This window comes from Thalassotalea mangrovi (assembly GCF_005116735.1).
GTDB lineage: Bacteria > Pseudomonadota > Gammaproteobacteria > Enterobacterales > Alteromonadaceae > Thalassotalea_A > Thalassotalea_A mangrovi.
In genome coordinates this window covers 102,352-124,743 of sequence record NZ_SWDB01000004.1, presented here as the reverse complement: position 1 = coordinate 124,743, position 22,392 = coordinate 102,352, and the positions used below count along the sequence as shown (strand labels likewise).

Below are 22,392 nucleotides of genomic sequence, written 5' to 3'. Positions count from 1 at the left end.
ATTTTTACAGCACTTTTTAGATTTAGTGCGTTTTCGCGGGGTTTTTATCTTATCAAAGGTCATCTTTTCTTCTATAATGCGCAGCAAAATTTCCCCTTCAATCTAACCATGGTATTTAGTTTATGGAAATCCTACGCGGCGCTCCGGCGTTATCCGATTTCAGAATAAAAAAACTCCTGGCGCAATGTGCGCAATTGAACCTGCCCGTCACCGACGTTTACGCAGAGTTCATGCACTTTTCGCACAATAGTGCGGCATTGACCAGCGATGAGCTCAGTAAATTAGAGAAGCTGCTGACCTACGGACCAACGATAGAAGAGCACGAACCACAAGGTACTCTGTTTCTCGTTACCCCCCGCCCCGGCACCATCTCCCCCTGGTCTTCCAAATCTACCGACATCGCTCACAACTGTGGCTTAGATAAAATCATCCGACTTGAACGTGGTATCGCCTACTACGTAGAAACCAGCAAAGAACTATCTGCTGAACAAACCAGTGTGTTAACAGCCTTATTCCACGATCGGATGATGGAAGTGGTTTTTGCGTCTTTTGAGCAAGCTGAATCGTTATTTGCCAGCGCCGAGCCGGGTACATTGACCTCGGTCGATATTCTCGCTGGTGGGCGTGAAGCTTTGGCCAAAGCCAATATCGATTTAGGCCTGGCATTAGCAGACGATGAGATTGACTACCTGGTAGAAAACTTCACCAAGCTAGGCCGCAACCCGAACGATATCGAATTGTATATGTTCGCCCAGGCAAACTCAGAGCACTGTCGTCATAAAATCTTTAACGCCGACTGGACTATCGATGGCGTTGCTCAGGATAAATCATTATTTAAAATGATTAAGAACACCTACGAGCAAAACAGCGACTACGTGTTAAGTGCCTACAAAGATAATGCGGCGGTAATGACGGGTTCTGAAGCCGGTCGATTTTTCCCGAATCCGGTAAGCAAAGAATACGAATATACCCAGGAAGACATTCATATCCTGATGAAGGTGGAAACCCACAACCACCCTACTGCTATCTCACCTTATCCAGGAGCCGCCACAGGTTCTGGTGGTGAAATTCGTGATGAAGGGGCAACCGGTATTGGTTCCAAGCCAAAAGCGGGTTTAGTTGGTTTTACCGTATCCAACCTTCGTATTCCTGGTTTTGAACAGCCGTGGGAAACCGACTTTGGCAAGCCAGGCCGCATCGTATCGGCGCTGGATATTATGATTGAAGGTCCGTTAGGCGGCGCCGCGTTTAACAACGAATTTGGTCGTCCGAATATCCTCGGTTACTTCCGTACTTACGAAGAGCAGGTACATTCGTTCAACGGTGAAGAGGTTCGTGGTTACCACAAACCAATCATGATCGCCGGTGGTTTAGGTAACATCCGCGAAGAGCACGTTCAAAAAGGCGAAATCTGCGTTGGCGCTAACCTGATCGCATTAGGTGGTCCGGCGATGAACATCGGCCTTGGTGGTGGTGCGGCATCTTCGATGGCTTCAGGTCAGTCAAACGAAGATCTCGACTTTGCCTCGGTGCAACGGGAAAACCCGGAAATGGAGCGTCGTTGCCAGGAAGTTATCGACCGCTGCTGGCAGTTAGGTGATGACAACCCAATTCTGTTTATCCACGATGTGGGTGCTGGAGGTCTGTCAAATGCCTTCCCAGAGCTGGTATCCGACGGTGGCCGCGGTGGTAAATTTGAACTGCGCAATGTGCCAAACGATGAGCGCAGTATGTCGCCACTGGAAATCTGGTGTAACGAATCTCAGGAACGCTATGTATTAGCCGTTGCGCCTGAGCGCATGGATGAGTTTAAAGCCATTTGCGAACGTGAGCGCGCCCCGTTTGCGGTTGTCGGTTACGCTACTGAAGAAGAGCACCTGACCCTAACCGATGAGCATTTTGCCGATGATGCGAATAAGAATACACCAATCGATTTATCGCTTGATTTATTGCTTGGTAAGCCGCCGAAAATGCACCGCCAGGTGGAAAGTAAGAGCGAGGCGGGTAAAGCATTGTCGCTGGCAGACGTTGATTTAAATGATGCTGCCGATCGCATTTTAAGCTTGCCGACCGTGGCTGAGAAAACCTTCTTAATCACCATTGGTGACCGCACCGTAACCGGTATGGTTAATCGTGACCAGATGGTTGGTCCGTGGCAGGTACCTGTAGCAGACTGTGCGGTTACCGCTGCTGCACTTGATAGCTACCATGGTGAAGCCATGTCAATGGGTGAGCGCACGCCAGTTGCCTTGCTTAACTACGGCGCTTCAGCACGTTTAGCCGTGGCAGAGTCACTAACTAATATCGCCAGTGCCGATATTGGCGATTTAAACCGCATCAAGCTTTCTGCTAACTGGATGGCCGCTGCCGGTCACCCAGGCGAAGATGCCGGTCTTTACGAAGCCGTTAAAGCGGTTGGTGAAGAATTATGTCCAGCCCTAGGCCTGACCATCCCGGTAGGTAAAGATTCCATGTCAATGAAAACCAAGTGGCAGGACGAGAGCGGCGCAGATAAAGCCGTTACCGCACCACTTTCATTGATTATCACTGCCTTTGGCCGTGTCGAAGATATCCGTAAAACGGTAACGCCACAGCTTCGCAACGATAAAGGCGATTCTCGTATCGTTGCTATCGACCTGTCCGGCGGTAAAAACCGTTTGGGTGGTTCATGTCTGGCCCAGGTTTACAAACAGCTTGGTACTGAGACTCCGGATGTTGACGACCCGGAAGTTTTAAAAGGATTCTTCAATGCGATTCAGCGCCTGGTTCGTGAACAGAAACTGCTTGCTTATCATGATCGCTCGGACGGTGGTTTGTTTGCCGCCGTCGCCGAAATGGCATTTGCCGGTCATACCGGTGTGGATATCGACATCAGCAAGCTTGCTGGTGATGATTTAAGTGTCCTGTTCAACGAAGAGTTAGGTGCAGTCATTCAAATTCGTGAAGCCGATGTTGATGCTGTCCACGCTATCTTGGCAGAGCATGGCATCCTCAGCTACTGTAATGACATTGGTCGTTTGAATAATGAAGATCAGATTCGCTTCAGCCGTGACGGTAAGGAAGTACTGACCAACAGTCGTACTCACTTCCGCACAGTATGGGCGCAAACCACCTATAAAATGCAATCTTTGCGTGATAACCCAGAGTGTGCTGAACAAGAGCATATGCTTAAGTTTGATACCGAAGATCCGGGCCTGAACGTCAACCTGACTTTTGACCTCAACGAAGATATCGTCGCCGAGCACATCGCTGCCGATGCAGAAAACGAAACCAACCCTCGAGTTGCGATTCTGCGTGAGCAAGGCGTTAACTCGCACGTGGAAATGGCGGCGGCATTCGATCGTGCAGGTTTCATCACCGTTGATGTCCATATGTCCGATATTCTGGCTGGCCGAGTCGATTTGGCTGACTTTAAAGGTCTGGTTGCCTGTGGTGGTTTCTCCTACGGTGACGTTTTAGGTGCTGGTGAAGGCTGGGCGAAATCGATTCTGTTCAACGACCAGGCCCGCGAGATGTTCAAGACCTTCTTCCATCGTGAAGATACGTTCTCGTTAGGCGTCTGTAACGGTTGTCAGATGTTGTCGAACCTGCATGAGATTATCCCTGGCTCGGAAGCATGGCCACGTTTTGTACAGAACAAATCTGAGCGTTTCGAAGCCCGTTTTTCCTTGGTAGAAATTCAGGAAAGCCCATCTATCTTCTTTAAGGGCATGGAAGGTTCACGTATGCCAATCGCTGTGTCTCACGGTGAAGGTCGTGCGGAATTTGCATCGGAACAGGCCATTGCAACCGCCAATGACTCGGGTACCGTAGCGATGCGTTATGTCGATAACTATGGTCAGGTAACGGAAACTTACCCGTCGAACCCGAACGGTTCTCCGGATGGTATCACCTCACTGACCACTACCGACGGTCGCGTCACCATCATGATGCCACACCCTGAGCGCGTGTTCAGAACCGTGGCGAATTCATGGCACCCGGATGACTGGCAGGAAGACTCACCTTGGGTCCGCATGTTCCGCAACGCCAGAAAGTTTGTCGGTTAACGAACAAAAAAAGCGCCTCAGGGCGCTTTTTTCAATTTAGTTGCAGGCTACAAGCTTTAAGCTGTAAGTCGCTCTTCGGGGTCAGGTCTTGCATTGTGCTTCGAAAATGCACAATGCAAGACCTGACCCCATCACTCCTCTGATCCCATCATACCCGAAGCACCAACCTCTCGACGCTATTCTATACTTACCCAAGCACCTGATTACTGAGCGGGGGAGCTCATGTTACGACGTCAATTTTTAAACCGCCTAGGCCTTAGTCTCGGCGCCACCTTTCTAACCACTCAACAAGCCTTAGCTTTTACATCTGCCAGCAGCAAAGACAACACCGGATTTAGCAGTAATGAACCAATATCACCGGGAGACTGGCAAGCCCTGAGAGACTTATTTCCGCTTACCCGGGATTATATTCAACTGGCAACGTTTTTACTCGCCTCGCACCCGAAACCTGTCGCCGATGCTATTACCAGGCATCGACAGGCCCTCGATGAAAACCCTGCCGATTACTGGCACAGTAAATACCTGACCATAGACGGTGACATTGCCAAGTCCGCCGCCGATTACATGGGTGGCGACCCTAAATGTATTGCCCTGACCGACAGCACCACCATGGGCCTCGGCCTGGTTTACAGCGGCTTGTCATTGAAACCCGATGATGAAATTCTGCACACCACCCATGATCACTACTCTACCGATATGTCACTGGCTCACCGAGCCAGCAGGACCGGTGCTAAGGTGCGACAAATAGACCTTTACGACAATGCCTGGGAAGTAACTGTCGATGACGTTTGTCAGCGCTTAAAATCTGCGATTCAACCACAAACCCGGGTATTTGCCTGTACCTGGGTGCATTCATCAACCGGCGTGAAACTGCCGATAAGGGCAATGGCTGATGTTATAGCCGAGATTAACCAGGGTCGGGATAAACAGGACCAAATCCTGTTTTGCGTCGATGGGGTGCATGGCTTTGGCATCGAAGATCAGGATATCAGCAAACTTGGCTGTGATTTCTTTATTGCCGGTACCCATAAATGGATTTTTGGCCCGCGCGGTACGGGAATAATCTGGGGCAAAGACACCGCATGGCAACGAAGTGAAGTCGTTATCCCAAGCTTCAGTGCCTCTTACGATGTCTGGCTTGGCAATCTGACCCAGGATAAAGTGCCAGTTGGCGAGCATATGAGCCCAGGTGGATTTCACTCCTTCGAACATCGCTGGGCCCTGCCTGAAGCCTTCAAACTGCATATGCAGTTAGGTAAGCAAAATGTTCAACAACGCATCCATGAGCTAAACACCCAGACCAAACAAGGCCTGGCAAAAATGTCCCATGTGAAGTTACACACGCCCATGGACTCACAATTATCCTCCGGTTTAGTCTGCTTCGAAGTTGATGGCTTACAACCAGAAGAGGTGGTTAAAAAATTACATACACGAGGGGTGATCATGAGTAATACCCCGTACCGTAAAACCTACGCAAGATTCGCCCCCTCATTGTTAAACAATGAAAAAGAAATGGATGTCGCACTGGCCGAAATTAACCGCCTTGGATAACGATATTGGCTAATCTTATACCAATAGTATTCAATAGACTAATTGGCGAAATTTACCGTTTTGAAAATTGCTGAGTAATCAGTAATTAATGTGGATTGGTATTATGAAAGACATGAAAGCACAGTTGTCAAAAACCACGTTAACGCTGCACTGGCTGGTGGGCGTCACGGTGATTTTATTATTGATTGTCGGTTTTTACATGGATGCCGCCAAGGCCAGGGAACTCTATCCGATTCACAAGTCCATCGGCATGTTAGTATTAGTGCTGGCCGTTGTTCGTATCCTGTGGCGCATCAGGCAAGGCTGGCCGCAGCCCCTGACCGACAATCTTTTGCAGATAGGATTAGCGAGAATTGCCCATTGGATACTGATCACAGTTACCATCATAATGCCGGTTTCCGGTATGGTGATGAGCGCGATGGGCGGCCATGGCCTGATACTGTTTGGTTGGGAGTTGGTTGCCGCCAACCCTGATCCGAATAACCTGGAAAAAGTCATCGCTGTCGACAAAGGTCTGGCAAAGCTGGCAAAAAGTGTTCATGAAAGCTGTGCTTATATTGCCGCACTGATTGTCACAATCCATATTCTCGCCAGCTTATATCATCACTTACTGAAAAAAGATGGCACCTTAGAGCGCATGCTGGGGAAAAAAGTCGAATAACGGCCTGCTCCCGATAAAAACCAATGCGAATCAGATTTTACTGCCAGCGGGCTGCGATGACTGGTCGTTTATTTGCTCTGTTGGCTCTGCCATAGTCTGGACCCATTGGCTGGCAATTAACGAGCACATTGCTATCGCTGCACCACAATAAAATACCCAGGATGGCTCGACCAACCACAGCAAGCCGAACGAAGCGGGAATGATCACCGCGGCAATATGATTAATGGTAAAACTGACGCCGGCATTGGATGCGATGTCTGCCGGATCGGCAATTTTCTGGAAATAGGTTTTAATGGCAATCGCCATCGCGAAAAAGATGTGATCAACCACATACAATACCGCCGCCAGGTAACCATTCTCTACCAGGCCGTAACCACTGAAGACAATGATTAAACCAATATATTCAAAAGTCAGGGCTTTGCGCTCTCCCACCCGTCCAATCCACTCGCCCACCTTTGGAGCAATATAGATATTCAGTAAATGGTTGACCATGTACAGCATCGTAATATCCGCCACGGAATAGCCGAACTTCTCGACCATCATAAAACCGGCAAAGACAACAAAAATCTGGCGCCGGGCGCCGCTTAAAAAGGTCAGTAAATAATACAGAGAATAACGTTTTCTCAGTACCAGGTGCTTATGTTGTACCACCTTGGCAGGAAACAACGGCATATACAGCCATAGCCAGGCGGTTAGCGCGAGTCCCAGGCCACCTAATACCAGATAGGCCGAAGCAAAGGGCATCGAGAAGTATTCAAAGGCGATATAGATAAAACCATAGACGACCAGGGCTGCGAGAGATTTTACCGACAGTAGCTTGCCAAGTTTGGCCGGCGCTTCTTCTTTGCTAAACCACTGCAAACTCAGCGACTGGTTAATGGTCTCAAAATAATGAAAACCTATCGACATCAATACGGTGGTTGCATACAGTCCGTACTCGAACGGGAACAAGCCCGTAATCGCTACGCCGACCGTCAACAGGCACAGGGATACCAGGGCAAAATGTTGTTCTTTGATAACCAGCAGGATAAATACCGCGGTAAAGGCAAGAAACCCTGGGATTTCTCGCAGCGACTGGAGCATACCGATTTCAGCACCGGTAAACCCTGCCGCTTCAATGGTGAAATTATTTAACAGCGCCTGCCAACCGGAAAAGCTTAGCGTCATGATCACCGATGAGACGACGAGAAATACAAAAGGAGTTCGCCAGGAAGAGGTCGTTGCAGGCTGGTTCATATCATTCAATTATTTATAATGCTTAAGTAGTTAAGATTAACAGGAAAATGCCGTTAATGATATTTATCACAGGTCTGAGGCCCGGCGTATGATCAATAACCGAGGCAACTATCACTATTCGTATTGTTGTTCGAATTAGTTGTCGGTATGCTGAAGTTCGTTGTTAAACCTATTAGCCAGCATAAGAAGAGTCGCAATGAAAGACCATGCCAATGTCCCGTTAAATGATTATATCGAATATCCACCAGCAGAAATGCTCAAGCGCTCAGAGCAGTTTTTTGAGGACATCAAACGCCGCCACTCAATTCGAAAATTTAGCGATCGCCCCGTCGATAAGGCGATTATCGAGAACTGCATTAAAGCGGCTGGAAGAGCCCCGAGCGGCGCAAACCACCAGCCCTGGCATTTTGTGGCGATTCAATCAGCTGAGGTTAAAAAGCAAATACGCGAACAGGCTGAAGCACTAGAACAAAGCTTTTACCAAGGTCGGGCTGGAGATGAGTGGCTCGATGCGTTAAAGCCTCTGGGAACTGACGCGCAAAAACCCTATCTGCAACATGCGCCCTGGTTAATCGCCGTGTTTAGCCAGAAAAAAGGGGGCATTCACGCTGACGAGAAAAATACCAATTACTATGTTCACGAATCGGTAGGGCTGGCGACCGGATTTTTACTTAATGCGTTGCATCATAGTGGCCTGGTGACCCTGACTCATACCCCAAAACCCATGTCGTTTTTAAGTAAAGTCTGCTATCGTGACGATAATGAACGCCCTTATATGCTGATTATTGCCGGCTACCCGGCTGATGATGCAACCATTCCGGAACATGCACTGGTAAAGAAAAGCCTCGAAGATATCGCCACCTTTTTATAATACCAACCACATCAAGTTTGTGCACAACTCAGAGTTAGGGCAGAGGTTCTGTTACAACATAGATTTCATTGATATAGTCATTCTATATTATTGAAATCTAGGGCCTTAAATGGACCTCTGACAAACTCCCTACGGGTGAGTTTTAAAGGCGTTTATCCGGCGTTACTGATTTTGACAATGGAACGACCATTCTCTGCAATCAAAGCCTTGTCTAAACGCCTGTAAATTCTCACTGAGTGAGCAATAATTTAATGTGATTGGTATAAGGAGGCCTGTTTCAGGGACTGTTGCGCAGACAGAATTGTCAGAAACAGGCACGGGATTACCTGGCACCTTCGATATTTGCGCGCTTTACGTGAATAATCAATTCAGGAAAAAATGCCTCAAATGTCGCTCGGTAACTTTCATAGCTAACACGGACAGGGTCAATTGCCTGGTGCAACGGATTGTTAAAACGCATACGCTTACCAATCCCCGTTAATGCCCGGTCTATATTGGCCAATTGCTGATATCCATATAGCCAGTCCTGATCTGCCATGCGTTCTACCATATCCTGCATACGTGGTGGCATGAGATCGAACCGTTGCCGCAGTTGCTGATAACTGCGGTAGCGAAAACGGCTAAAACTTTGTTCACTGAAATCCTGCCAGTGCAGGGCGAGAAAATGATCGAAGACAACGTCTGAGATAATGCCTGAAAAGCGTCGCATTTCCTCAGGTAATTGCTGTTTTAACTTGCGGACTTTCGGGTGGTTATCGGTAAAGCGGTCAATGCTGCGATGATTCGCAATCCCCAACTGAATGGGTTCAGGTAGCGCAGAGATATCAAGTCCCTGGCAAAAATCGCCCATCAGATTGCCCGTCAACGAGTCACTGTTGTTTTGCGCCAAAAACAGATGGGCCAGATAATTCATCGACAACAGCTATTGGGGTCAGGTCTTGAATTCTGCATTGAAAATGCACAATTCAAGACCTGACCCCAATGGAAACCCCAATGGAAACGGACAATGATTACTTCAGACATAAATAGCTACCTGAAAACCAATGTTCTCAGCTTAAATCCAGTTCGATATCGGTACAACCTTTAGCGCAGGTGATCTTGGCTACGGAGCCATCTTGCGGAGCCAGAAATTGCAGCGATTGCTGACAATTAGGGCATTTTGCGGGTTTGCCCATCAAAACACGTTTTATCAGGGCTTTTTGGTCATTATAGGATTTTGCGGTTTGTTTATTTAATTGTTTTATTTGCTGCAGATCCATTCACACTACTCTGGGCCTTGGGGCGGACAATACCAGCCATCATAAATACCATCAAATTTGCGAGCATGGGTTTCCAGCAGCATTTGATAACCAATAATATTATCATAACTGGCCGGCATTTCCGGATAAGCGGTAATTTCCCACGGATGTTCCGGGTTATCCAGGTATGGGCAAAATGATAATTTCTGGTTATTTTCGAGTAGGATTTGCCCAAACTTCAGGGCTTTTTCCTGACTGGGAAATATCACTGAAAACTGTATTTCTCTTGGGTTTGCCAGGTTATCTCCGGTTTGTAACATATGCCAAAGCATATTGCCATTGGAGTCGGTTGGAAACTTGGAAAGATCTCTAGTCACGGTGCACCTTGCTATGAATCTTATATGAAATAACAACTTAGAATATTGACTATCCTGTTCTATCTAGCTTAGCAAGGGTTGCCAGTTTTCGAAACTCGTTTCAAAGTAAATTTTTCCCCGCTAACGATATGTTCGTAGGTAAATTGTGACTCTGATAGCTCCAGCACCCGGTAGGCATGGTAGTTTTGCTCATCACATCGATCGGCTGGATAATCTTTATCGTGCTCGATTTCACCGTTGGTAATGGTAAAGTGAATATCTCCGACCAACCCCCAGTCACCGACTTCACTTATTTGCGATAACAGCTTGCCTTCCAGGTTATAGCTATAGAAAGTGAAAATAAAGGTGCCATCGACCTTCAATTCGGCAAACTCACTAAATTGCTCCGAACCCAGATCTTCGCTGCGATGCCAGACTCCGACTAATTGCTGACGATGATACACGTGTTGGCTCCCCTTCCTGCTAACGCTAAACCAACACATACTTTAACAAAATTTTCAGCGTCTTATCGCTGAAAACCTGCATTTGATGCATTTTAAGTTGATTTAGCCCGTTTAACTCAGTTTAATCAGGGCTAAGTAAGTAAAAACGGGTTAAAAATCACGCTTATGTTAAAAATAACGCAACTTCTTTCTGCCTTGATCATTGTCGGCGTTTCCGCCACTACAATGGCCCAGGGTGAGCAACGACCGCTCACCGTCACTGACATCATGAAATTTCGTAGTATCGAGTCCACATCCTTATCTGATAATGGCAAATGGCTGGCATACAGTGCGCAACCCGATCGTGGCGATGCGACATTTTACGTTCAGTCGGTAGACTCCGATGCTCGTTACCAGGTGGAACGAGGTATTTCCGGCTATTTCAGCGACGACTCTCAGTTTGTCGCAATTAGCCAGAAGCCAGCGTTACTGACGTGGGAAAAAGCCAGTAAAAAAGCCCGTAAAGATCTGAAAAATGAATTGACGGTGATTAACCTGGTCACCGGTGAAAAACATCACTTTCTCGATGTCGAAGATTTTCAGCTGCATGCCAATGGTCCATGGCTGGCATTCTCGCAAACCGTAAAGAAAAACGAAGAGAAAAACGCCGAAGCAGGAACAAACAAAAGCGAAGGTAAACAGGATTACCTGGCTCTGGATAACGATAAAGAAACGCCGGCAAAATCTGCTGAAAATGCAGAAGAAAAGCCAGCCGATGAAGAAACGCCTGAGCTTTTCAATGAGAAGCAGATTAATAAGTCGCTAACCCTGGTAAATCTTACCAATGGCGAGCAACAGGTCATTGAACACGTCGATCAATTCAAATTTTCACCTCAGCTTGCGGTCATTGCCTATAGCCTCTCCAGCAAAGATGGAAACGATAATGGCTTAACATTGCTTGAGCTAGGTGCAACAGAAGCCAAGACCCTGGTTGCCAAAGATAATGCCAGCTTTACTCAGTTAAGCTGGAATGAGGAAGGCGATACCCTGGCATTTATGCAAGGTGATTTTACTGAAAAAGAGGAACGTCGCTCGCATCAACTGGCTCTGCTTGATGCAATAAAAGGCAAAGTAAAAACCGTTAAGCTTGATAGAAATGTTCCTGATTTAACCTCGCCTTATGTTCCTTCTGTAAGCAAACTTGTCTGGAGTCAGGACGATGAACGCCTGTTCTTTGGTTTTAAATCATTACCGGAAGAAAAGCCTGAAATGGCGAAAATTGAGTCGGAAGACGATCTGTTCGATATCGAGCGTTTGACCAGCGATCGTGGCCTACAGGTTTGGCACGGTGAAGACCCGTTGATTAAAACCAATGAAAAGTTTCAATATAACCGAGATAAAAAACACAGCTATCAGGCGGTTTACCATGTAAGCAAAAACAAAGTCGTACCGTTGGCAGGCAAAGATATTCCGTATCTTCGTGCAACGGAAAATGAACAAGCGATGATTGCCAGCAGTGATTTAAAATATCGTAAGCTGCGCACCTGGGAAGGATTTTTCAGCGACTTTTATTTAGTCGACCTTGATGACGGCGAAGCTAAACTTATCAAAGAAAAGTTAAGCTCATACAACGATATGAAAGTCAGTGAATCCGGTCGTTATGTGGCTTATTACGACCAGGGACATATCTGGGTCTGGGATAGCCGCAAAGATCGTCATCACAATGTTAGTGAAGGCATGGCAGTGAGTTTCGCCGATGAAGATCACGATTACCCTTCAAAGGTTCCAGGATATGGTATTGCCGGTTGGGTGGAAGATGACCAAGGCTTTTTCGCATATGACAAATTTGATATCTGGTTTTTCTCAGCCGATGGCGATGATAAAAACTGTTTAACCTGTGACATAGGCCGTATCGAACAGCGCCAGTTTCGTATCAATATTGAAGACGAAGAGCATGACTTTTTCGGTGAGGAACAAACACTATTGCTAACCAGCTACAACGATGCAAAGAAAAACTTTGGTTTTTATCAGTTGGCGCTGGAGTCAAATACGCTAACCAAGCTGGTAGAAGAAGATAAGAAATTCGAGTACCTGGCAACGGCCAAAGATGCCGATGCCATTTTATATACCCGTGAAGATTTTAATGAATTTCCGGATCTTTGGGTAAGCAAGCATGACTTTTCTAATGCCCGCAAACTCACCGACGTAAATCCACAGAAAGATGAGTTTTTGTGGGGTGATGCTGAGCTTGTAGAATGGACGTCAACGATGGGCGAACCGCACCAGGGCGTGTTAATTAAGCCTGCAAACTATGTTGAAGGTCAGACGTACCCCGTGCTGGTTTACTATTATCGTTTATTCTCACAACGCATGTATGAATTTAATGATATGAAGGTCAATCACCGACCTAATTTTCCATTCTATTCATCCAATGGCTATGCCATCTTCCTGCCGGATGTCCATTTTGAAATTGGCAGCGTCGGCCATTCGACCAATAAGTCTATCTTGCCCGGTATTCAAAAGCTGATTGATATGGGAGTTGCCGACAAGGATGCGATTGGTTTGCATGGCCATAGCTGGAGTGGTTATCAAACCCTGTTTTCAATTACTGAAACTGACATGTTTGCTGCCGCCGTATCTGGCGCCCCGGTATCTAACATGACCAGTGCGTATTCAGGTATTCGCTTAGGCACCGGCCTTGCTCGTCAATTCCAGTATGAAAAGGGGCAAAGTCGCATTGGTGCCAGCCTGTTTGAGCGTCGCGATCTATACATTGAAAACTCACCGGTATTTTTCGCTGAACGCATCAACACGCCATTATTGATGCAATTTGGTGATATTGATGATGCCGTGCCCTGGCAGCAAGGTGTTGAGATGTACCTGGCGATGCGCCGTTTGGGTAAAGAGGTTATTTTCTTACAGTATGAAGGGGAACCACATCATCTGAAGAAGTACCCGAATAAAGTCGATTATACCATCAAAATGAAACAGTACTTCGATCATTACCTTAAAGGCGCGCCGGCTCCTAAGTGGATGACAAAAGGCGAAGCTTACAGCGAGCAGTAAAACACCATGAAGCTGTAAGGCTTTAAGGCTGTAGAGCTTTAAGGCCTTATGGCTTTATAGCTTTATAGCTTTATAGCTTTATAGCTTTATAGCCTTACAGCCTTGATTTTAGGTGCGGGGGGATTCATCTTCCTCAGACACCATTTTTATCTCGCTAAAGCCCATTCTGGCAAATTCTTTCTGGCGAAAATCCTTAACCGCATGCTTGCCTTTTGAGGTCATGCGTACCTGTTCTTCCATGGCGAGGAAATTGCTGATATCAATACCTTCCGCGGCGGCGGCGGCCTCATAGATATCATTATGACGAGAATAGGAAAACGGTAGTTCTTTGCGAACGCCTTTATAGATATAGGTTAGTTTTCTGGGCATCGGAACTCCTTAATCATCAGCGGATTCTCACTATATCGATGAAAACCCAAAAGGTGACAGTTGCAAGCAAGGCTGCATCTGCTGACAGCGCGAATTCACACATTCGCGCTGCTGACAAATCGTTGCTCGTTCTTCATTCTGATTTCTGAGTACTGAACTCGAAATATTTACTGGACCTTATCCTAAGCGCTGTTGCAGCCAGTTGGAAATATCTCGAACTTGCGGTGCACAAACAGAATGCGGCATTGGGTAAGTATAATATTCCGGATTAAAACCTAAGGTTTCTAACACAGATTTAGCCTGGGTGCCGAGCATTGGATTGACCACTGGATCCTGGCTGCCGTGCATGATGCAAATATCGATATTGCGATTGGCATCATTTAATTGGATGGAATCCTTGGTAGCGAAATAGGTCGACATTGTTAACAAACCGCCCAACGTTTTGGGATACGTCAACGCCGCCTGATAAGCAACGGCGCCACCCTGGGAAAAACCAGCCAATATGATTCTTTCAGCGGCAATACCAGAAGCAACCTGCTCGTCAATCAATGCCTGAACCGCCATCGCCGACTGGGTTAATTGCATAACATCGACTTTACGTTCAACACTCATATCTAATATGTCATACCAGGCAGGCATCACCATGCCACCATTAATGGTCACCGGCATCTGCGGAGAATGGGGAAAGATGAAACGAATTGGCAGAGTTTCGGGTAAGTGCAACTCAGGCACGATTGGTTCAAAGTCATGACCATCGGCACCAAGACCATGTAACCAAATAACACAGGCCGTAGCTTGCTGTTTGGGTTCGACCTTGATGGTTTGTAATACTAAATCGCTCATAAACGGCTTCCTGCGATTATACCAATCACACTAAGTTTGTGCACAACTCAGAGTTAGCAATAATTTAATGTGATTGGTATTAGAATTAAAGAAAGCCGATTATACACATAAACCCGACTGATGAATCTAGTCCTCCAGTCCAATGCCATTTTTAATGTACAAACAAAAGGTTAATTAATGTACAGTAAAAATAAAAAGGCCTGATAATGGATAAACAGCTGGCAAAAACTCTCACCTTAAGTGTGTCACTACTACAGGGCATTACCCTGTGGTTTCTTTATTACAGTTTTGAGCAACAGATATTTCCGGCCACCGACCCGATTTGGTTTAACCCTTTGGTGGCGGTAAGCATCGTATTACCGGTGTTATTTTTGCTATCTTCAACGCCGCAAAACTGGCAACGATTACTCTCTTTTCTTGGCATATTTGCCATTATCCTGACTGCGATGGCCAGCTATACTGGCATTCAACAAACACCCGTGGAAATTATCGAGTCTGGTGGCATACTGTTTGCGTTTGTAGTGACAACCGGCATTGCCTCATTTAAGGCCATCATGTACGGTCAACTGTGGAGCGAACATGACTCGCTCAATTACCAAAAGCTTTTTCAGCTATCCTGGCGCAATTTTTTAATTGCCGCAGAATCCACATTATTTACCTTAATTTTGTTTGCCATATTGAACTTAGGTGCGGCCCTGTTTGAGGTGATTGGCATTGACCTGTTCAGTAACCTTTTGCAGCAATCCTGGTTTAATATCCCGGTAATTTGTATGGCATTTGGCTTTGCCATCATCACCTTTCGCCGCATTAGCAAAACCGTCGACATCATTGCCAGTATTTTACAAACCCTGATCAAGTTCCTGTTGCCGATGCTGGCGTTTGTTGGCGTCGCTTTCCTGTTTACGTTACCGTTTACTGGTTTGGAAAAACTCTGGGCTACCGGGCACGGGAGTGCCCTGCTTCTGGCATTACAAGCGATGACGTTATTTTTTGTCAATGCGGTCTATCAAAATCAGCATCAACAACTACCCTATCCCATGTTCTGGCATCGTTTTATTTATCTGAGCATCGCGATATTGCCAATATACAGCGTCATTATTGCTTATGGTCTCTGGCTTCGTATTGATCAATACGGATGGAGTGTCAGCCGTTGTTGGGGGGTAATGATCTGGGCAATTCTCACCTGTTTTTGTCTCGGTTATTTACAGGGTATTGTTCGCCAAAAGGATAAGTGGCTGAACACATTGAGTCGGGTAAATGTACGTATGGGGTTGGTTATGCTGTTGCTGATGATTGTGGTTAATACCCCGCTCCTTAATTTTCAGCAAATATCTGCCAACAGCCAGATACAGCGGTTGGATGATAATGTTATCGAAGCCGAGGAATTGGATATTAATTATTTCCGCTGGAATCTCGGTCGCTCTGGCTATCTGGCACTGCAACAATTAAAAAAATCTCTGCAAGTCTCACACCCAGCGCTGGTAACAAAAATTGACCGTATCTATGCACCAAAACGGGATGCAGATGAAGAGGTAAGCCTGGCGCAATTTCAGCAGTTTGTCGATTACTGGCCAGATGCCAGGCAATTTCCTGATGACTTGCTCAACGCTTTATATAATCAGGAAAATAATCGATGGTTTCGACTCGGCCATCAGCATTATACCCTGATTGCATTTGACCTTAATCAGGATTCAACACCAGAATACCTGAGCGTTGAGCAGTCATCGAATTTCACCAACATTAATATCTGGAGAACCAACGAGGCCGAAGCCTGGCACAGTCAGGGGCTCTATTATAACGGCAATGACAGTGACGATCTGGCCGATATCAGGAAACTGTTAGATACGGGTAAGATTAAAACGGTTGATCCGATGTGGCAGGATATCATGATCGGTGAAGTCCGGTTACGGGTTCCTCTGTAAAGATCAATAAAAAGGGCATGAATGCGGTTTGCATACATGCTCCTCGTTATATCGTTCGGCGATGACTACTTTTTCATTACCCGAATCGAACCATTTACACTTTCCAGATCCAGTGATGAGCTGGCATCACCAAACTTGCCTTTCAGATCCGTACCGTAGTATTTTCCTTTTTCACCGGTCAATCCAAATTCAGTACGAATCGAACCATTACCAGTACTGGCATCAACTTTGGCGCCAAATTCTTCCGGCAGGTGAATGCGAATTCCACCGTTGACGGTTTCCACTTCAATATCGATATTCTTCGCATCATCGGCGAAGGTTAACTCGATGCCGCCGTTGACCGCATCCACTTCAACATTTGACGCCAGGCCCGACGCTTCAATGGAACCGTTGACCATATCCGCATTTAACTCACCACGGACTCCATCAACGCTTAACGCACCATTAACCAGATCAATCTCACTCAAATCCGTGGTTACCGGCACCTGGATCAGGTATTCAACACTGCCAGAATTATTACTGCCCCAGCCGCCGCGCTCTTTATAATCGGTTTCGATACTGACGCGATTACCACTTTGGCGCATTTTCACGTCAACATTTTCTAAGTCTTCCTCATCATCAGCGGTGACAATGGCTTTTACGCTAATTTGATTTTGATCCCAACCGGTAATTTCAACGTTGCCATTAACGTTATCGACTAACAGCTCGCCTTTACCGCTTAAATCGAAGGTTTTTTCGATGGTCTTGTCAGCGTCCGCCTGCGCCTGGAAGGTGATCAGCGACGCTAATGCCAGACTAATTAAAGATAACTTTTTCATTGTTTTTTCCTTTCGTAAAACTATGGGAATGACGATTAACATCATTGATTTGTTGAATAGGATGTCACTAACTGGAAAAAGGTTTAAAAGATGCTAAAAATTTTTCAATCCGCATCAAGAATCGCTATCATGACTGTCACCTAAAGCCTCGGATAACCCTATGTTAAATGTGCAACTCCTGTTAACTGGTAATGAATTAATGAGCGGCGACATCGTCGATTCTAATTCGGTATTTATGGCACAGAGCCTCAAAGAAATGGGTATTGAGGTCAGCAAAAAAGTCACCGTAGGTGACGACCTGACCTTGCTCGTCGATCAAATTGCCAAACTTTCTTCGGATGCCCATGTGCTGATTATTAATGGTGGACTGGGTCCAACGGTGGATGATTTGACGGCCCAGGCGCTAGCGGCAGCGTCAGGATTGGAACTTGCAGAACATCCAGAGGCACTTGCACAATTACAGGCCTGGTGCGACAAACGACACTACCCGTTGACCGAGCCAAATCGCAAACAAGCCATCTTGCCTATTGGTTGCGACATTATCGCCAATCCTATAGGCAGTGCCCCCGGCTTTTCCCTGGTACTCAATAAATGCCTGGTATTTTGTACCCCGGGAGTACCCAGGGAAATGAAACAAATGGTTATCGAAAGCATCCTGCCCCAAATAAAAACCCTGATGCCTGACGATATGAGTAACAAAACCCATAAGTTGAAAGTATTTGGTATTGGCGAATCCGGATTACAGAAAATCATTAATGAAAAAATTTCCGATTGGCCAAAGCACATTGATTTGGGATTTCGCGCCAGCCAGCCACTTTTAGAGGTCAAGCTTACTGCTCATTACGCAACTCACCATCAGGATTTAGAGCATTGGACCGACAGGGTTAAGTCTATTTTGTCACAGCATATTGTCTGCGAAGGAGAAGGCGACCTGAGTACAACCCTGGTTGATATTTTAAAAAGTGAGGGCAAAACCCTAACCACCGCAGAGTCCTGCACCGGCGGTTTAATTGCATCATCAATAACTTCAGTACCTGGTTCTTCAGCAGTGTTCGAAGCCGGTTTTGTTACCTACTCGAACCGCATAAAACAACAGTTACTGGCGGTAAATGAAAACATCTTAGCGACTGATGGAGCCGTAAGCGAGGCCGTTGTATGGCAGATGCTCAGCGGCGCGTTGCAAGTCTCGGGTGCCGATGTTGGCGTTAGCGTATCAGGCATCGCCGGCCCTGATGGCGGCAGTGAAGAGAAACCGGTGGGAACCGTCTGGCTGGCCTGGGGCAGCAAAGACAATATTCACACGGTAGAGTTATATTTCCCCGGACCTCGACGATTTTTCCAGACATATATTGCCAATGCGGCCCTAGACTTAATGCGAAGATTTTTGCTGGGTTACCAGGAAACCCCGAGGTACATCATTGAGCGGCAAAGGAAAAGATAACAAAAACACTAAAAAGTAGTGTGATTGACTACTTATACAATTTTTCAGCTCTCTGCTTTTGCGACCAACGTTATTAACATCTTGTTTTTATTGATTATTAACTATTGGCAAGGAGCTTGCTTAACTAAACTCAGACTGACAAGTTTGTCACCGTCAACCAGCAAATAACAATGGTTCAGTGTAATCACTGATACCCGACTCAGGAGTGAAACATGAAAAAGTTAATGCTAGCCGGTTTATTGGTTACCTCAACCCTGGCAACCACGGCCTATGCTCATGGCGACAAGGAATATGCAACCTTCACCTCAGATCATTGTTCGATCAATATGAACTACGGTGTTGTGGTTGAAGCGAACAGCATCCGCTTTCTCGATAACGACAACACCATCGTACAAATCAATAATCAAAAAGATCTGTTCGTCAACGGAAAGCAAGTCGACCTGAACGACGATCAACAGGCACTGGTGAGCGACTATGCAGCTGGCGTCAATGAACAAATTCCTCGTGTAGTAAATATTGCCCTGGATGCGGTGGAAATCGCTTTCTCAGCCTTATCCCACGTAGCGACCGGGCTTACCGGTGAGGAGAACACAGCCACCGATTCTTTAAACGAATCTTTTGCTGCCATTCGCGAAAAAGTAAGTACTCGCTTCCACTCAGAGGACGGTGCTGTATATCTGGCTGAGCAGGATTTCGATGATTTAGACCAATTTATTGAAGATGAACTGGAAGGGGAAATCGAGAATCTGGTCGCCAATTCAGTTGGCGATATCTTAATCGCCGTCGGCCAGGCCATGAATGATGAAGAAGGCGATTTTGAGCAAAAAATGGAAGCCTTTGGTGAACGTATGGAGCGCATGGGTGAAGATATCGAAGTCGCCGTTGAAGCACAAGCCGAAGAGTTAGGAGCTGAAGCTGAATTATTGTGTGAAGAACTCCATGATTTAAATAAGATCGAAAGCCAGCTTAGCGAAAGTGTTACCGCACTTGCCGATTTTGATTTAATCGAGGTTCGCGATTAGATAACCACTCTCCCCAAACGACTAAAGGGAAGCTATAAGCTTCCTTTTTTCTGGCTTTATCATGAGCAGGGGCAACTCTGCTCATTTGCATTATCGAGGATCGGTCCGCGTAATATCATCACGGCTCGCATATTGCTGATGAAAAGCACGCATTGATGGATACGGAGAAAAATCTACCAGCTCGCGAAACATCGCCCAGTCGATTAGGCAATACAGACAAATTGCCGGATAATACCAGTCGTTGTACTCACCACGCTCCACCTGTTGTTCCAGGACTGCGAATAATTTTCCCAGGCGTTCGCGCTGTAAATTAAAAAACAGGGCGTTTTGTGATGGATCAATACCACTGCGCATCAGCAACAGTATTTCCACCAAAGAGTCACTCGCTGCATCAATCAGGGTTAACTGATTTTCCTGCTGCCAATTCAGTTCATTAAGATCAAATTTTTTCGCCAGGTATCGAAAAATCACCCGTGAGTCGTAGATATTGTGCTCGCCATCGAGCAAAAATGGCACTTTCAGGGTCGGGTTATGCTGGCTTAACAGTTCCCGACCCTGTTGATCAAATATATCGATATCATGAAAGACCAGGCCATCATCCAGGTAGGCTGAGGATAATAACCTAGTGCGCCTGACAAACGGTGATGTGGTAGAACCGTAGAGATCCATATTAAATTCTCCAAAGACTTTTATTGAACCATGATTGCATCGATTGTTTAAACAGGAAAGCAGAAATCCGTTAAAATGTTGCCTGTAAACAACAATCAATGGGATTTTGATTCCGAGGATGGCTTTATCTTGAATCTGATGGCGGATTATCAGTTTTAATCGCGATTACATTGAAAAAGCCCGCATCACGCGGGCTTTTTTAGGCTAACAACTAAAAACTTGGATTATTCCCACTCGATAGTCGCTGGCGGCTTGCCTGAGATATCGTATACCACGCGGGAAATACCATCGATTTCATTAATAATCCGGTTAGACACTAATCCTAAGAAATCGTATGGCAAATGGGCCCAGTGCGCAGTCATAAAGTCGATAGTTTCAACGGCGCGCAGGGACACAACCCAGTCATACTTGCGGCCATCGCCCATAACGCCTACCGAGCGTACCGGCAGGAATACGGTAAATGCCTGGCTGACTTTGTGATACAAATCCGCCTTGTGCAGCTCTTCAATGAAGATCGCATCGGCACGACGCAGCAGATCACAATATTCTTTCTTCACTTCACCTAAAACACGAACGCCTAAACCAGGGCCCGGGAATGGGTGACGGTAAAGCATGTCGTATGGCAGACCCAGCTCTAAACCAATTTTGCGAACTTCATCTTTGAACAATTCACGTAATGGCTCAACCAGACCCAGTTCCATATCTTCCGGCAATCCACCAACGTTGTGATGCGATTTAATCACGTGAGCTTTACCGGTTTTTGATGCGGCAGATTCAATCACGTCCGGGTAAATCGTACCTTGAGCTAACCACTTAGCATTCGCTAGTTTACCGGCTTCTTCGTCAAATACTTCAACAAATACATTACCGATAATCTTACGCTTTGCTTCCGGCTCATCAACACCCGCAAGGCGATCCAGGAATCGGTCTTCGGCATTGACATGAACGATGTTCAGGCCAAAGTGATCACCGAACATTTCCATCACCTGTTTGCCTTCATGCAAACGCAGTAAGCCATTATCCACAAATACGCAGGTCAGCTTATCACCAATGGCACGATGCAACAGCATGGCGACAACCGATGAATCTACACCGCCCGACAGACCAAGAACGACTTCATCATCACCGATTTGCTGCTTCATTTTCTCGATTGCATCTTCGATGATAGAACTCGGCGTCCACAGCTTTTCACACTGACAGATATCAATCACGAAATGCTCTAAAATACGCATCCCCTGTTTGGTGTGAGTCACTTCCGGGTGGAACTGAACGCCATAAAACTGCTTGTCTTCATTGGCCATTGCCGCATATTTACAGCTTGGTGTCTGGGCGATTGTTGTGAAACCTTCAGGGATCTCAGAAACCTTGTCACCATGACTCATCCACACATCTAATAGTGCATTGCCATTGGCACCAATGCTGTCTTCGATGTGCTTAAACAATGAAGACTCTTTAATGATTTCTACCGCTGCATAGCCAAACTCTTTATGAGTCGAGCTTTGTACGCCGCCGCCCAGTTGCTCCGCCATGGTTTGCATACCATAACAAATGCCAAGTACCGGAACATTGGCATTAAATACATACTCAGGTGCACGTGGTGAGTTAGCTTCGGTAACGGACTCCGGACCACCGGCGAGAATAATTCCTGACGGGTTGAATTCGCGGATTTGCTCTTCAGTCACATCCCAGGCCCACAACTCACAATAAACGCCAATTTCGCGCACGCGACGGGCAATTAACTGGGTATACTGGGAACCAAAATCCAATATTAATATTCGATGATCGTGAATATTTTGACTCATTCGTCTCTTCTCTTAATAAGCTGGCTGTCGAAACAGCA

Annotated in this window: 18 protein-coding genes; 8 read left to right on the top strand and 10 right to left on the bottom strand. The window is 46.3% G+C overall.

What is annotated here, in order from left to right; genetic code table 11:
* Positions 1 to 122 precede the first annotated feature (122 nt).
* From purL to E8M12_RS02310, 3 genes are all read left to right on the top strand, one after another.
* Positions 123 to 4,046, top strand: coding sequence for a phosphoribosylformylglycinamidine synthase (gene purL, locus E8M12_RS02320; RefSeq protein ID WP_136734464.1), 3,924 nt, complete (start codon positions 123 to 125; stop codon positions 4,044 to 4,046).
* A 222-nt stretch (positions 4,047 to 4,268) separates the two neighbouring features.
* Positions 4,269 to 5,597, top strand: a complete 1,329-nt coding sequence (locus tag E8M12_RS02315) for an aminotransferase class V-fold PLP-dependent enzyme (protein WP_136734463.1) — start codon at positions 4,269 to 4,271, stop codon at positions 5,595 to 5,597.
* A gap of 103 nt (positions 5,598 to 5,700) precedes the next feature.
* Positions 5,701 to 6,258 carry a cytochrome b gene (locus tag E8M12_RS02310; RefSeq protein ID WP_169303016.1) on the top strand — a complete coding sequence of 186 codons (558 nt, stop codon included), beginning with the start codon at positions 5,701 to 5,703 and terminating at the stop codon, positions 6,256 to 6,258.
* Positions 6,259 to 6,288: 30 nt separating this feature from the next.
* Here the strand turns inward: E8M12_RS02310 and E8M12_RS02305 are convergent, their stop codons facing one another.
* Positions 6,289 to 7,494 carry an MFS transporter gene (locus tag E8M12_RS02305; RefSeq protein WP_136734461.1) on the bottom strand — a complete coding sequence of 402 codons (1,206 nt, stop codon included), beginning with the start codon at positions 7,492 to 7,494 and terminating at the stop codon, positions 6,289 to 6,291.
* 196 nt (positions 7,495 to 7,690) lie between these two features.
* On the opposite strand from E8M12_RS02305, the gene E8M12_RS02300 reads away from it, so the two are divergent.
* Positions 7,691 to 8,365: a nitroreductase family protein gene (locus E8M12_RS02300; RefSeq protein ID WP_136734460.1), complete on the top strand. Its 675-nt coding sequence runs from the start codon at positions 7,691 to 7,693 to the stop codon at positions 8,363 to 8,365.
* Between the two features lie 322 nt (positions 8,366 to 8,687).
* On the opposite strand, the gene E8M12_RS02295 is transcribed toward E8M12_RS02300, so the two are convergent.
* The 4 genes from E8M12_RS02295 to E8M12_RS02280 form a co-directional block, all read right to left on the bottom strand.
* Complete coding sequence (locus E8M12_RS02295; RefSeq protein WP_136734459.1) at positions 8,688 to 9,278, bottom strand: acyl carrier protein phosphodiesterase; 591 nt, start codon at positions 9,276 to 9,278, stop codon at positions 8,688 to 8,690.
* A gap of 136 nt (positions 9,279 to 9,414) precedes the next feature.
* Positions 9,415 to 9,624 (bottom strand): hypothetical protein, encoded by a 210-nt coding sequence (locus E8M12_RS02290; protein ID WP_136734458.1) that lies wholly within the window; start codon positions 9,622 to 9,624, stop codon positions 9,415 to 9,417.
* A gap of 5 nt (positions 9,625 to 9,629) precedes the next feature.
* Complete coding sequence (locus E8M12_RS02285) at positions 9,630 to 9,980, bottom strand: ribonuclease E inhibitor RraB (protein ID WP_136734457.1); 351 nt, start codon at positions 9,978 to 9,980, stop codon at positions 9,630 to 9,632.
* 68 nt (positions 9,981 to 10,048) lie between these two features.
* Complete coding sequence (locus E8M12_RS02280) at positions 10,049 to 10,423, bottom strand: hypothetical protein (RefSeq protein ID WP_136734456.1); 375 nt, start codon at positions 10,421 to 10,423, stop codon at positions 10,049 to 10,051.
* A gap of 165 nt (positions 10,424 to 10,588) precedes the next feature.
* Here E8M12_RS02280 and E8M12_RS02275 point away from each other — a divergent pair, with 165 nt between their 5' ends.
* A complete protein-coding gene (locus E8M12_RS02275; protein WP_136734455.1) occupies positions 10,589 to 13,468 on the top strand; it encodes an alpha/beta hydrolase family protein in 2,880 nt (959 codons plus the stop codon).
* 108 nt (positions 13,469 to 13,576) lie between these two features.
* Here E8M12_RS02275 and E8M12_RS02270 read toward each other — a convergent pair whose 3' ends face one another.
* Both E8M12_RS02270 and E8M12_RS02265 read right to left on the bottom strand, forming a co-directional pair.
* The gene (locus tag E8M12_RS02270; protein WP_136734454.1) at positions 13,577 to 13,837 is read right to left on the bottom strand and encodes a DUF2960 domain-containing protein; all 261 of its coding nucleotides are present in this window, start codon (positions 13,835 to 13,837) and stop codon (positions 13,577 to 13,579) included.
* Between the two features lie 177 nt (positions 13,838 to 14,014).
* Positions 14,015 to 14,680: an alpha/beta hydrolase gene (locus tag E8M12_RS02265; protein WP_136734453.1), complete on the bottom strand. Its 666-nt coding sequence runs from the start codon at positions 14,678 to 14,680 to the stop codon at positions 14,015 to 14,017.
* A gap of 206 nt (positions 14,681 to 14,886) precedes the next feature.
* Here E8M12_RS02265 and E8M12_RS02260 point away from each other — a divergent pair, with 206 nt between their 5' ends.
* The gene (locus E8M12_RS02260) at positions 14,887 to 16,602 is read left to right on the top strand and encodes a DUF4153 domain-containing protein (RefSeq protein WP_136734452.1); all 1,716 of its coding nucleotides are present in this window, start codon (positions 14,887 to 14,889) and stop codon (positions 16,600 to 16,602) included.
* A gap of 65 nt (positions 16,603 to 16,667) precedes the next feature.
* Here the strand turns inward: E8M12_RS02260 and E8M12_RS02255 are convergent, their stop codons facing one another.
* Positions 16,668 to 17,420 carry a DUF4097 family beta strand repeat-containing protein gene (locus tag E8M12_RS02255; protein ID WP_169303015.1) on the bottom strand — a complete coding sequence of 251 codons (753 nt, stop codon included), beginning with the start codon at positions 17,418 to 17,420 and terminating at the stop codon, positions 16,668 to 16,670.
* Positions 17,421 to 17,580: 160 nt separating this feature from the next.
* On the opposite strand from E8M12_RS02255, the gene E8M12_RS02250 reads away from it, so the two are divergent.
* Positions 17,581 to 18,861, top strand: a complete 1,281-nt coding sequence (locus tag E8M12_RS02250) for a CinA family nicotinamide mononucleotide deamidase-related protein (RefSeq protein WP_136734450.1) — start codon at positions 17,581 to 17,583, stop codon at positions 18,859 to 18,861.
* Between the two features lie 212 nt (positions 18,862 to 19,073).
* On the top strand, positions 19,074 to 19,883 hold the full coding sequence (locus tag E8M12_RS02245; protein WP_136734449.1) for a YggN family protein: 810 nt from the start codon (positions 19,074 to 19,076) through the stop codon (positions 19,881 to 19,883).
* 90 nt (positions 19,884 to 19,973) lie between these two features.
* Here the strand turns inward: E8M12_RS02245 and E8M12_RS02240 are convergent, their stop codons facing one another.
* Positions 19,974 to 20,552: a glutathione S-transferase family protein gene (locus tag E8M12_RS02240; protein WP_136734448.1), complete on the bottom strand. Its 579-nt coding sequence runs from the start codon at positions 20,550 to 20,552 to the stop codon at positions 19,974 to 19,976.
* Positions 20,553 to 20,776: 224 nt separating this feature from the next.
* Positions 20,777 to 22,354, bottom strand: a complete 1,578-nt coding sequence (gene guaA / locus E8M12_RS02235; protein ID WP_136734447.1) for a glutamine-hydrolyzing GMP synthase — start codon at positions 22,352 to 22,354, stop codon at positions 20,777 to 20,779.
* Between the last annotated feature and the right edge of the window lie 38 nt (positions 22,355 to 22,392).